Origin of the sequence: Shewanella sp. N2AIL (assembly GCF_022690845.1) — a bacterium.
GTDB classification, from domain to species: Bacteria; Pseudomonadota; Gammaproteobacteria; order Enterobacterales; family Shewanellaceae; genus Shewanella; species Shewanella baltica.
In genome coordinates, this window is record NZ_JALBYT010000035.1 from 13,398 (window position 1) to 26,022 (window position 12,625).

The following is a 12,625-nucleotide window of genomic DNA, read 5'->3' on the forward strand; positions in this document are numbered from 1 at the left end:
GTCATGTTAGACACTCTGTTGCCTTTTAAACGTCATTTTCTTAGCCGTAATGGCAACAAGCTGCATTATATCAACGAGGGCCAAGGCGAACCTGTAGTGATGGTTCACGGTAATCCTAGCTGGTCGTTTTACTACCGCAATCTCGTGAGCGCCTTAAAAGACACGCATCAATGCATAGTGCCAGATCATATCGGCTGTGGTCTGTCGGATAAGCCCGACGATAGCGGCTATGACTATACCCTTAAGAACCGCATCGACGATCTCGAAGCCCTGCTCGATAGCCTGAATGTGAAAGAAAACATTACCTTAGTCGTACACGACTGGGGCGGCATGATAGGTATGGGTTATGCGGCGCGTTATCCTGAGCGTATCAAACGCCTAGTGATTTTGAACACGGGTGCTTTCCATCTGCCTGAGACTAAGCCGTTTCCTTGGCCGCTGTGGATCTGTCGTAATACTCTGCTAGGCACAGTGCTGGTACGTGGTTTTAATGCCTTTTCGTCTATCGCCTCATATGTGGGCGTTAAGCGTCAGCCAATGTCCAAATACATTCGTGAGGCGTATGTCGCACCGTTTAACTCTTGGGCCAATCGCATTTCGACGCTGCGTTTTGTGCAGGATATTCCGCTGCGTGAAGGCGATAGAAATTATCAGTTAGTCTCTGATATCGCTGCGAGTTTACCGCAGTTTGCCAAAGTGCCGACTTTGATTTGCTGGGGCCTGAAGGACTTTGTATTCGATAAGCACTTTTTAGCAAAATGGCGTCAGCACATGCCCCATGCGACCGTGCATGAATTTGCCGATTGTGGTCACTACATTCTGGAAGATGCCAGCGATGAAGTGATTGCTCATATCAAGGGCTTTATGGCCGACGACCAAGCAGCGGCGCCGTCCGAACAGGCCCTAGGTTAATGTCGACCTTGCTTGAGACTGAAGTGACTCCTTTGTTGGCTGCTGTAGTGACGCCGTTGGATACGTCACTTTTAACGGGTACTTCTGCGTCAGCAATGGCCAGTGACGCCAATATTTGTCGTCATCTCAAGCAAGCCGCCCATGCCATTCCCCACCATCTTGCGGTAGCAGTACAAAGCGCTCAGGGCGCTTCTGTGGCGAATTTGCGTTACAGCGAGTTGGACTTTCTCAATCTAGATAGACAAAGCGATGCGATAGCCTTTGCGCTAAACGCCCATGGTATTGAGCGTGGCATGAAAGCTGTGCTTATGGTCACGCCGAGTCTGGATTTTTTTGCACTCACCTTTGCGCTGTTTAAAGCGGGGATTATTCCTATCCTCGTTGATCCCGGCATGGGGATTAACAATCTTAAGCAGTGTTTTGCCGAAGCCGCGCCCGATGCTTTTATCGGTATTCCCAAAGCCCATATCGCCAGACGTTTATTTGGTTGGGGTAAGGGCAGCATTAAGTCATTGCTCAATGTTGATGGCGGTAAAACTGGCTTAGCTGCACGATTAATCCGCATCGCTACTGGCGCTATCAGTTTATCGACTCTGCTGCAAAACAGCTCTTCACGAAACGCCTCGGCTCAACACACCCAAGCCCAACATGCTGAATATCCCATGGTGATGCTCAAATCTGATGAGATGGCGGCGATTTTATTCACCAGTGGCAGTACCGGCACGCCTAAAGGCGTAGTGTATAGCCATGGTATGTTTGAGGCGCAAATCCAAGCATTAAAAAACGATTATGGCATTTGCCATGGCGAGCGCGATCTAGCCACGTTTCCGCTGTTTTCACTCTTTGGCCCCGCGCTGGGTATGGCGTCTATCGTTCCAGAAATGGATGCCAGCAAACCCATCACCGCTAATCCCGAATTCCTGTTTGCCGCGATTGAAAAATATCAATGCAGCAACATCTTTGTTAATCCCGCCTTGCTTGAACGTTTAGGCCGCGCAGGTGAACAAAAACAGCATAAACTGCCCAGCGTGCAGCGGGTCATTTCTGCGGGTGCGCCAGCCACCATTGCTTCCATCGCCCGATTTAGCAAGATGCTGAGCCAAGGCGTGCCGATTTTAAATTCCTACGGTGCGACCGAATCTTTACCGATCAGCATGATTGCTAGCGATGCGTTATTTACCACCACAGATATCACAGATAACGGCGGCGGCATTTGTGTCGGCGGCGCTATCGATGGCGTGACGATTCGCATCATCGACATCAGCGAAGCCGTTATCCCCGAGTGGGATGAGGCCTTAGTACTGAATAACGGTGAAATCGGCGAAATCGTGGTGCAGGGGCCTATGGTGAGTCAGTCCTATTATCTAAAAGATAGTCAACGCGATAGCGCGACTGCGGCGGCCAAGATGTTGGACTCCGCCACCAATAGCGTTAGGCATCGCATGGGCGATCTCGGGTATCTCGATGATCAAGGCCGACTGTGGATGTGCGGTCGCAAGGCCCACAGAGTCGATGCCACCCGTAAATGCCAGTTGGTAAAGCGTTATTATTCTATTCCTTGCGAGCGCATTTTTAATACCCATCCCAATGTGAAGCGCTCTGCCTTAGTTGGAGTGAAAGTGGCGAACGAGATAGAGCCTTTGATCTGTATCGAACTCGACCAATCATTGGCATGCAATAAGAGCCAACAGCTGTATCAAGATTTGATTACCATCGCTGAGCAATTTACCCAGACACAGGGCATAAGACGTTTTCTTATCCATCCTGATTTCCCTGTGGATGTGCGGCATAATGCCAAGATTTTTAGAGAAAAATTAGCCGTTTGGGCACAATCGCAAACGAAAGGTTGATTTATACCCAAACAGCCTGAAAATGCAGGATTCAGCGTGCGGTTAACGTACTTTAGGCAATGCCATTTATTGCTCCTGCATAAATGGCATTCACGCCATCCATGGCGATTGCGGCTATTTGCAGACCTAGTGGACTAAGTTAAAAATAGTCAACACAGCATAAAGTGCGTTAAACCACGCCGGGACGGAGCGCCTAGGGCACTTCACTTCCGTGTTGCATCAATTCAAAAGGTGGCCGACATTTCATCATTGATGCACCTTGAATTGAAGCACCCTAGGTGCTCTGAAACTCGTATTTTCAGGTAGCTTGGGTATATACTCTGCGGCTTTTTTCCTGCATTTTTTACGTTATATTCTGTGTTCATTTGAACAAACTCGCTTATTTTTAAGCCCTTGTGCTTATTTTAAACTTCTTACACCGACTTTAAGTTCATGTAAATGTGCTGAAATGGATACCTAAATGACGATAAACCCAATCAAGAGCACGACGCTTGCGCAATTTGATGCGGCTGAACAAACTGCACTCGCGCAGCTCGCCCTTAAGGTACAACACGCCTTTGTGACGGGAGCGGGGGGATTTTTAGGTAAAGCGATTTGTTTGAGATTGTTAGCCGCGGGCATTAAGGTCACAGGTTTTGCCCGTGGTCATTATCCCGAACTTGAAGCGCTGGGCGTAGTCATGTTGCAAGGGGATTTAGTCAATAAAGACCAGTTGCAACAGGCGATGCAAGGCTGCGATATCGTGTTCCATGTGGCGTCTAAAGCCGGCGTTTGGGGCGACAGAGACAGCTATTTTTGCCCGAATGTGAAGGGCGCAGCGAATGTGATTGCAGCTTGTAAAGCATTAAAAATAAATAAGTTAGTCTACACCAGTACCCCGAGTGTGACCTTTGCTGGGCAGGATGAATCCGGTATAGATGAATCCACTCCCTATGCCACATCCTTCCTTAATTATTACGCCCATTCCAAAGCAATCGCCGAAAAGATGATGCTTGATGCCAATCAAGTGGGTGACGTATCGGTTGAAAATACCGCTGTAACTCAAGCCACGACAGCCACTATTTCAGACATTAATTCAGCTAGCACTCAAGTCTCTATTCCGGTCACGACTAAAGCCACTGCACCCTACGCGTTAAAAACTGTCGCACTCAGGCCGCATTTGATCTGGGGTCCTGGTGACCCCCATCTTGTGCCTAGGGTGTTAGCGCGCGGCCGTTTAGATAAGCTTAAACTGGTTGGCCGTGAAGATAAGCTGGTTGATACCATCTACATAGACAACGCCGCCTATGCCCATGTGCTGGCCGCGCTTGAACTGTGCCAAGCAAAGCCTAAGTGTCAGGGAAAAGCTTATTTTTTGAGTAACGATGAACCCATCACTATGGCCAAAATGCTCAATCTTATTTTGGCCTGCGATGCTTTGCCGCCAGTCACTAAGCGTGTGCCGCAATCTGTGGCCTATGTGGCAGGCGCCGTGTTGGAAACTGTGTATTTTCTACTAAAGAAGCAAGAAGAGCCCATGATGACGCGCTTCGTGGCACGGCAGTTATCCTGCAGCCATTATTTTGATATCAGCGCCGCCAAGCGAGATTTAGGCTATCGTGCACTTGTCTCTATCAATGAAGGGATGGCAAGACTAAAAGCGTCACTCTAGTGTTATTAGGTATGGGATTCGCTGAGTGCTTGATATTCAATATGCCTGCCCTTATTTGAATAACCTCGTTGGGGACTTATGAGTTGCGGTGATTGTAAAACGGAGATTTTCAGGCAAAAGATTGGTCGCTGCAAACGCTGTATGTGGCAGCTTACGGCTTTGTCGGCTATCGGTTGGCCGCTGTGGTGGTGGCTCTATTATGATGCGCCGCGGGAAGTGAATTCGATTGCCTTATTGTTTTTCTGCACTGCTTTTACGGGGTTATTGGCTTTACATCTTATTGTCTTGGCTTACCGTCGCCTCAGAGGCCGAGAGTAAGCCAAGTTTCCTTTCCTGCTCTTTTTAATTCTTGGACATAGACTTAATTTGTCGCTGTTTCTTCGTGCATCATTTTCTTCATTAATGGCGCAAGGGCAAAGAAGACTAACGCCATCACCACACCAATTTGCGCCGAAAAGATAAACAGTTGCTCGTATAGCGCCATTGCACTGGGCACGTCACTTATCACGCCGCCTTGGGTATCAATCGCGGCGAGTTTGTTTAATTCGGCGGCTAAAATTTCAGAGTATGAAGTGCCGAGAAACCAAGCGCCCATCATCAGACTGACCACGCGTTTTACCGACAGCTGAGTTACCGCAGATAAGCCTATTGGCGACAGCAATAACTCCCCAATTTCTAATACAAAATAAGCCGCGACTAAGAACCAAATACTCACTAGGCCACTGCTTAGCGGCATTTGGATCCCGAGCACTAGCACCATAAAGGATAAACCTGCGAACAAAATACCGAGTGCGGTTTTAACCGGTTTGCTCGGATCGCAATGTTTACGGGCGAGGGCAGGCCAGAGCCAAGCAAAGATGGGCGATAAACTGATCACAAAGAAGGCGCCGAGGAAGGTTAACTGTCCCGCGCTCCATTCGAGACCGAGCATGTTGCGATCCATCACGCGGTCCGAAAATGCTACCCATGAGCCATAGGTTTGCTCATATAAGCCGAAGAAGACCAAACCTGCGACGATGAACAGCAGTAAGGCCGACATCTGTTGACGTTCAATCGGGTTGCAGTGTTTCACCATAAACCAGCCAATCCCGAGGGCGAGCACCAGAGATACTGAGTGCAAGAACCAGATCACTGGACTCACAGCGGGTAATAAACTGCTAATAGAAAGCACAAGGGAGTGGGTTTGAATTAAGCCCCAGACCAGCACTACGCTGCCGATGGTGCTTAAATAAATCCATTGCTCTGTGGTGATGCCAGCGGTTTTCTTTAAAATTCTTGCGGGATCTCTGGGTTCGGCGAAGCCCTGCAAATGTTTCTTACCCCGAATAAACACCAATAAACCCGCTAACATGCCTAAACCTGCCAAACCAAAGCCGTACTTCCAGCCATAGGTTTCACCTAAATAAGCACAAATCAGCGGGGCCAAGGTGGCGCCTAAATTGATGCCAGCGTAGAAAATGGTAAAGCCTGAATCCCGCTTTGGAGATGACTCGGGATACAGCTGACCGACTATGGTGGAAATATTGGGTTTTAAAAAGCCCACACCGACAATGATCAAGGCGAGGGATAAATAGAACACCTGCAGTGCTTGTTCATCGCGCTGAACTTCACCGGCGACGATAACCGCTTGATGGCCTTCAAAGGCCATGCCTAAGTGGCCGAGGACCAACAAAATACCACCGAAGATCACCGCTTTACGCATGCCGATATAGCGGTCGGCCAATAAACCACCGACCACGGGCATGGCGTACACTAAGGCACCGTAAGCACCAATGACGTTATAGCCAAATTCGTCGGTAAACAGATGATATTTAATCAGATAAAGAAACAGTAACGCCTTCATGCCGTAGAAGGAAAAGCGTTCCCACATTTCGGTAAAAAAGCAGACAAACAAGCCCTTAGGATGCCCAAAGAGCATTTCGGGTGGGGGCGAACCCTGTGGGCCTTGTATAGCATGCGGAGGATGTTGTTCTGTTGACACTTAAGACTCCCATTGCTGGCGCTTCATGCACCAAGCTTCGATTGATTCATTTTATCGTAATGAATTTTATTAATTATTTTTCATTATTAGTGGTTATTGCAGCCTTGCTGATTGCTAAAAGACGCCGCAGTAGCTGCAGTTAATCACACTCGGATGCTATGGAACAGCCAAGGGGCTTGAAACTGATGAATATTTTGCTTATTTCACCATTTTGCCGTTCTTTGAAACTGTGGTTAACCTGCTTCTGAGTAAGACTGAGTGGCTAAATTAATTCATTTTCAGTTAATCAATGAGTGCTACATAGTGGCCAGAATTTGACAGCGACAGTTTTTAAAGATTGCTTTAGGGCTTTGATTCTGTGCTGATTTGATATTTAGGGAGTCGTTTAGCGAGCCGCTTAAGGTATTGCTAAAGATTTTGTTTAGCTCTTGTTTATCCCTTATTTTAAGCGCGAGCTTGATCTCGATTCTGTGCAGTTGAAGATACCTCCACAACATGAGAACTTAGCGCCAGCGGCTTTGTACTTTTATAAAGGGATATTTTCATGGGATTTTCTATTAGTGCCATTAGTGCTGTTAGTGTAATGAGTGCGGTTCGCCAGAATGTGAAGGCTTTTACCTTGTTAGCCGTGCTCACCAGTGCTAGTGGCTTTGTTTGGACACAAGGCGCCTATGCTGATACTGCCAGTTTAGTAGTGATGAATGCTGAAACAGTGAGCACTGAAGCGAGTGTCGATACGGCCACTGGATCAGCAGCGCAAGTTCTTGCGTTAGTGGGAAGTTGGCAACTAGTCTCAGGTCGTTATTTAAATGAAAAGCACGAATGGGTGGATTATTAGATCCTCAATTTGAGTGCAATTAAAGTGATATCAGCGCGGCACTTTAGTTTTACGACCATGAAGAATGTGGACGGTGTCAGCCAGTTCTGGGCGGCGGGCTCTGGGACTTATCAGGCAACGGCGACTGAGTATACAGAGCGGCCAGAGCTGAACTCTTTTGGTGCAGCTAAAGGTGCGGAGTTTGTGTTTAGTTACGCCATTAAGGGCCAAGAGTTACATACTCAAAGAGTTGAAAATGGTGAGTTAAAAGAAGTCGAAGTTTGGCAGCGACTCGACTAGAAATAGTAAAACAACCGTTTGCTAGCGTTATGACGTTACATTAGGCCCGAAAGCAAGGTAAAGGGCTTGTTTAGCTCTGCATCAGAGACTTGCGTATCGGTTGCACAGCAGTGTTGAATGAAATAGGTATTAGATGCCAATGGCGGTGGATATAAGCTCAATTTTAATCAATTAGCTTTTGATGTTAAGAATGATTTATCTGGATAGTCACTGTTTTGATACCTAGGGTTTCTATGGGTTTTCAGACTCAGTTATGCTGATTTCGCTCAGCCGTTATGTTGGTTTTTAAGGAGACTTATGGAGTTTTTTACCACCCTATTTGTGGGTTACCCGCTTTGGGTTTGGTTGATGTTTTTCGGTTTTGTGCTGGCGTTATTGGCCTTCGATCTTGGCGTATTACACAAGGAGCAGCATGAAATTACTGTGGCCGAAAGTTTAAAGCTTTCAGCTTTTTATATCTGTATGGGCTTACTGTTTGGGGCTTGGCTGTGGTGGTACAAGGGCTCAACGGCGGGTATGGAATATCTGACGGGTTATCTGATTGAAAAATCGCTGTCTATGGATAACGTCTTTGTTATCGCTTTAATCTTCAGTAGTTTAGGCATTCCGCGTTTATACCAACACAGAGTGCTCTTCTGGGGTATTTTGGGTGTAATAGTGCTACGCGCGATTATGATTGGCCTTGGCGCTGTGCTCGTTGCTCAGTATCAAGGCGTACTGGTGTTATTTGGACTCTTCTTGATTTTCACTGGTGTGAAAATGCTCTTCTCCAATGACGAGCACAGTGATATCCAAGATAATAAGTTTTACAAATGGTTACGCACTAAGATGCGCTTTACGCCGACACTGCATAAGGAGAAGTTCTGGGTACGGGGTGAAGATCATCAGTTATCAAAAGGATGGTGGGCGACGCCGTTATTTTTAGCGTTGATCTTAGTGGAAACCGCGGATTTAGTGTTTGCTGTCGACAGTATTCCAGCTATTTTTGCGATTACCCAAGATCCTTTTATCGTTTATACCTCGAATATCTTCGCGATTTTGGGGTTACGTGCCTTGTATTTTGCCTTGGCGGCTATGGTGCATCGTTTCGAGTACCTTAAATACGCGCTGTCGGTGGTATTAGTGTTTATCGGGGTAAAAGTGGGCTTAGTGTATTTCAATCACGAGGGCATAGTGGACTTTACTATTCCAACCGCACTGTCTCTTGGGGTGACGTTCGGCCTGTTAGTTGCCGGGGTCTTGTTTTCGCTGTGGAAAACGCGCGGCCAAGAAATCGATAAATAGGGAAATAGAGAAATAGAGAAATAGAGAAATAGAGAAATAGTTTGCGCGACTCGTGGCGAGTACAATAACGAATCTCTTGGCCGTTTAGCCCATGCTAAATGGCCTTTTTTATATTCTTACTATCCGAATCGTTAAGCTTTATAGAGGATGTTAAAAAATGAGGATATTAAAAATTAGTCTATGCTTACTTTGAGTCGCCGCTGGTGCCGAGACTCACAAAGGGAGTTTTTAGGACTAATACTCTTCAAGGACGATATTATGAAACTTAACATTGCCGCCATACTCATGCTCTCAGTTTGTTCATTGACCACTGTCAGTGCAAAAGCTGCAGACAAACAAGCAACTGATACAGCATCTAATGTAACTTCCACTTGTACTGGAGCATACCCAAGTTACTTCCAAGACCCCGCGTTCAATAAAACAGGTATGTGGGACAATCAAGTCATCATCAACCAAGCTTATTCGGGCTGGAAGGGACCCATTTTTAGCTTGAGCGATGCCTATTCGAGTGCGCAGCAAGATAATGCTGCACCTTGGCTTGAATTCAATCCCTTCGATAAAAGTCTGAGTGAGACAGATAAAAATACCCAAGCGTGGAAATACCTTTGGGCTGTGATGAAGTACATTCAAGAGGGGAACATCGACAAAGGCGATATCAGTAAGGACTGGGATTTGTGTAATAACAAGGTTCGCTCTTGGTACCATATTCCCTATCAGACCTATGATCCTATGAGTGGACGGGAATTTATCCACGGCTTGACCCGCGAAGCCCCCGTCACTATGGAGATAAAAGGCCAAGGCGATTTGAAAACCACTATGTGGGCGGTGGGGTTTTATAATCCTCAGGCGGCTAATAGCATTGGCAAGGTATGGACGGGAGCGCCGTCACCTGTGATGCCGCAGCAAAATTTTGTATTTAATGAAGGCAGTGTGATCGGCAAATTACTGTTCACCACAGCAACGCCCAATAATTATCCTTTCCTCGAAAACGTACCCGTTTGGCAAGCCAATATCAGCGCCAGTGATTTCTGCGAATGTAAAAATGCCGATGGCAGTGCTTGCAGTTTCCAACAGGAAACAGAGCAATGCCCGCGCTCTGTCGCCGATGTGTACTTATTACAGTTTGACATCGCAGTGCGTGACAGCCGCTCGCCCGTGGGCTGGGCCTATGGCACTTTTGTCGCCGATGGTCAGTTTAAAGCGAAAGAGAAAAATCCTTGGGATCGTATCTCTCCACTGGGATTAATGTGGGGTAATGATACGCCGCCTGCCACAGTGGGAGCGGCAGCATTCCCTCAAAACCCAATCACAGGGCTTAAGGATAGCGCTGTATTTCAAGAGGTCGTTGGTCGCTTGAATGAGCACACCAATGCGGGACACTTAGGGTGTAACGGACGTTTAAATGGCCCTGCGGATAACGCATTAAGTAGCTGTTTATCTTGCCATCAAACCGCATCTGTTCCCGATGGCACTAATAATACACCGGCAATCTTGTACCAATTTGCCTCGTATCAACAGCCGGGCAGTGGTCAATGTTTAACATCGCCCAGCGCACTCGATTTATCGATTGACCAAGTGTATTTCAAAACCTTTAAGTGCTCAGCATCCTTTGTTGGACCAAGCAACATAGTCCCCGTACCTAAATATGCCCAAGGGCAAAAAGAGTGGATTTCTACTGACTTTTCATTACAGCTCAGTATCAGTCTCACCCAGTGGCAAGAATGGCAAGAAGACCAAGATAACCTGAAAAAGAACATCAAAGTGCGCGTATTCGAGGGCACTTTACCTTCTCGCTAATGTTGAAGTTTGTTTAAGGTTAACACCTACGCACTATCCGGCATGAATGGTCAGATAGTGCGTTTTTTATGCTCAGCCTTAGTTTATGCCGAAACTAAGCCTCAGCTGATTTTGAAATTAATGCAAATTAGCTTGTTCTTCGCCGCTGTTTTTCCTAATGTGATTGCAAATGATTTTCAATGAGGCGTGTTATGAATACCCATCTGCAGTTACAGGTAAACCATTGGCTTGAAAATGATCCTGACCCTCGCACTCAATCCCAATTACAAACCCTAGTCGATAGTGGCAATGAAGCCGAACTCGCGGCGCGCTTTGCCGGTCGCTTAGAGTTTGGTACCGCAGGATTACGCGGTGTGGTCGGCGCAGGACCCATGGGGATGAACCGTCTGGTGATCCGTCAAACCTCGGCAGGCCTTGGTGCTTATCTACTTGATCAGATTAAAGATGCCGCCGAGCGTGGTGTGGTGATTGGTTACGATGGTCGCCACGATTCATTCAATTTTGCCCATGATGCGGCGAGTGTGCTCACCGCTATGGGCATTAAGGTGCGCTTAACGTCTAAAGTGGCGCCGACACCGCTGGTGGCCTTTGGGGTGAAACATTTTAATGCGGCAGCAGGCATTGTAGTGACCGCGAGCCATAACCCGCCGCAATACAATGGCTATAAAGTGTATTGGGACAATGGCGCGCAGATTATTCCGCCCCACGATTCTGGCATTGCCGCGCAAATTGAGCGCGCCGCGAATCAAGCTATTCCGTTTTTAGAACATGATGAGGCGGTAAAACAAGGTAAGTTGACACTCCTGCAAGACGATTTTTACCAAAGCTATCGCCATGGCGTGCAGCAAGCTGAGGTGCTGCAGAACCATACGGCTCCAGAAAAGGTCAGTTTAGCCTATACCGCCATGCACGGCGTGGGCGCTGAAATGGCTGAAACCGTATTGAAAGATGCGGGTTTCACCCAAGTGTATTCGGTAGCCTCCCAGCGCGAACCCGATGGGGATTTCCCGACGGTGAACTTCCCCAATCCGGAAGAAAAGGGCGCGATGGATTTAGTGATCGCCGAGGCGAAAAAACACGGCGCTATGCTCGCCTGTGCTAACGATCCCGATGCCGACCGTTTTGCGGTCGCTGTGCGTCGTGATGATGGCGAATACCAGATGCTAACGGGCGATCAAGTTGGTGTGCTCTTTGGGCATTACTTGTTATCTCATGCTAAAGATAATCAGCGACTTACGGGTACCACGATAGTGTCATCGAGTCTGTTATCTAAGATTGCGCAAGGGTTTGGCACGCAAAGCTTTACCACGCTCACCGGCTTTAAGTGGCTGATGAATGTGGGTATCGCGAAAACGTCCCCTGAGGATCAGTTCCTGTTTGCCTATGAAGAAGCCCTTGGCTACACAGTTGGCAGCATGGTGTGGGATAAAGATGGCTTGTCGGCGCTGGTGGCATTTGCCCAATTAACTGCCGAGCTGGTGGCGAAGGGGCAAACGATTTGGGACAGACTCGAGCAAATTTACCGTGAGCATGGCTTCCATCTCAATGCGCAGGTGAGTATTGCACTAAAACCTGACACGCCTAATATTGGCGCCTATTTACGCGAACATCCCCCCGTGAAGATTGGTGAGCATGACGTGCTCTCAACCGATGATTTAAAAGCCCTTGAGCGTCGTTTTGCCGATGGTAGCGTTGAGAAAATCGACTTGCCACCGAGTGATGTATTGACCTATTGCTTAGCGGGTGGCGCTCGGGTGATCGTTAGGCCATCTGGTACAGAACCTAAAATTAAGTGCTACTACGAAGTGGTCGAAACTATGGTCGATACAGATACCTTAGCCAGTGCCCAAGCGAGAGCGAGCAAAGCCATGGATGATTTTATTCAGGCGCACCAAGCCAGTTTGCCAAAGTAACGCTTTTAACTGCTAAGCCAAAAACCTCAACATTCACTTTTATTAAAAGGCTACTGACATCATGCTGTCAGTAGCCTTGTTTTATTCTTGTTGTCGCCCGTTAATGATTCAGTCCTGAAT

At 47.4% G+C, this 12,625-nt stretch carries 10 protein-coding genes; 9 read left to right on the plus strand and 1 reads right to left on the minus strand.

Annotated features, from left to right (window positions below; genetic code table 11):
• The first annotated feature begins 3 nt into the window (after nt 1-3).
• The 4 genes from MO387_RS17395 (at nt 4) to MO387_RS17410 (ending at nt 4,731) form a co-directional block, all read left to right on the plus strand.
• A complete protein-coding gene (locus MO387_RS17395) occupies nt 4-912 on the plus strand; it encodes an alpha/beta fold hydrolase (RefSeq protein WP_107947010.1) in 909 nt (302 codons plus the stop codon).
• Entirely contained in the window at nt 912-2,762 is a 1,851-nt protein-coding gene (gene oleC, locus MO387_RS17400) for an olefin beta-lactone synthetase (protein WP_199908796.1), read from the plus strand. The genes MO387_RS17395 and oleC overlap by 1 nt, the downstream gene beginning before the upstream one ends.
• Before the next feature lie 460 nt (nt 2,763-3,222).
• Complete coding sequence (gene oleD / locus MO387_RS17405) at nt 3,223-4,413, plus strand: 2-alkyl-3-oxoalkanoate reductase (protein ID WP_107947011.1); 1,191 nt, start codon at nt 3,223-3,225, stop codon at nt 4,411-4,413.
• A 78-nt stretch (nt 4,414-4,491) separates the two neighbouring features.
• Nucleotides 4,492-4,731, plus strand: coding sequence for a DUF3624 domain-containing protein (locus MO387_RS17410; protein ID WP_011846424.1), 240 nt, complete (start codon nt 4,492-4,494; stop codon nt 4,729-4,731).
• A 43-nt stretch (nt 4,732-4,774) separates the two neighbouring features.
• Here the strand turns inward: MO387_RS17410 and MO387_RS17415 are convergent, their stop codons facing one another.
• Nucleotides 4,775-6,394 carry a peptide MFS transporter gene (locus MO387_RS17415; RefSeq protein WP_107947012.1) on the minus strand — a complete coding sequence of 540 codons (1,620 nt, stop codon included), beginning with the start codon at nt 6,392-6,394 and terminating at the stop codon, nt 4,775-4,777.
• Nucleotides 6,395-6,938: 544 nt separating this feature from the next.
• Here MO387_RS17415 and MO387_RS17420 point away from each other — a divergent pair.
• From MO387_RS17420 to MO387_RS17440, 5 genes are all read left to right on the plus strand, one after another.
• Nucleotides 6,939-7,232, plus strand: coding sequence for a hypothetical protein (locus tag MO387_RS17420; protein WP_234421004.1), 294 nt, complete (start codon nt 6,939-6,941; stop codon nt 7,230-7,232).
• Between the two features lie 9 nt (nt 7,233-7,241).
• A complete protein-coding gene (locus tag MO387_RS17425; protein WP_234421005.1) occupies nt 7,242-7,511 on the plus strand; it encodes a hypothetical protein in 270 nt (89 codons plus the stop codon).
• Nucleotides 7,512-7,808: 297 nt separating this feature from the next.
• Nucleotides 7,809-8,795 carry a TerC family protein gene (locus MO387_RS17430; protein WP_012588062.1) on the plus strand — a complete coding sequence of 329 codons (987 nt, stop codon included), beginning with the start codon at nt 7,809-7,811 and terminating at the stop codon, nt 8,793-8,795.
• 258 nt (nt 8,796-9,053) lie between these two features.
• Nucleotides 9,054-10,592, plus strand: a complete 1,539-nt coding sequence (locus MO387_RS17435) for a hypothetical protein (RefSeq protein ID WP_107947014.1) — start codon at nt 9,054-9,056, stop codon at nt 10,590-10,592.
• Nucleotides 10,593-10,783: 191 nt separating this feature from the next.
• Nucleotides 10,784-12,505 carry a phospho-sugar mutase gene (locus MO387_RS17440; protein WP_107947015.1) on the plus strand — a complete coding sequence of 574 codons (1,722 nt, stop codon included), beginning with the start codon at nt 10,784-10,786 and terminating at the stop codon, nt 12,503-12,505.
• Nucleotides 12,506-12,625 lie beyond the last annotated feature (120 nt).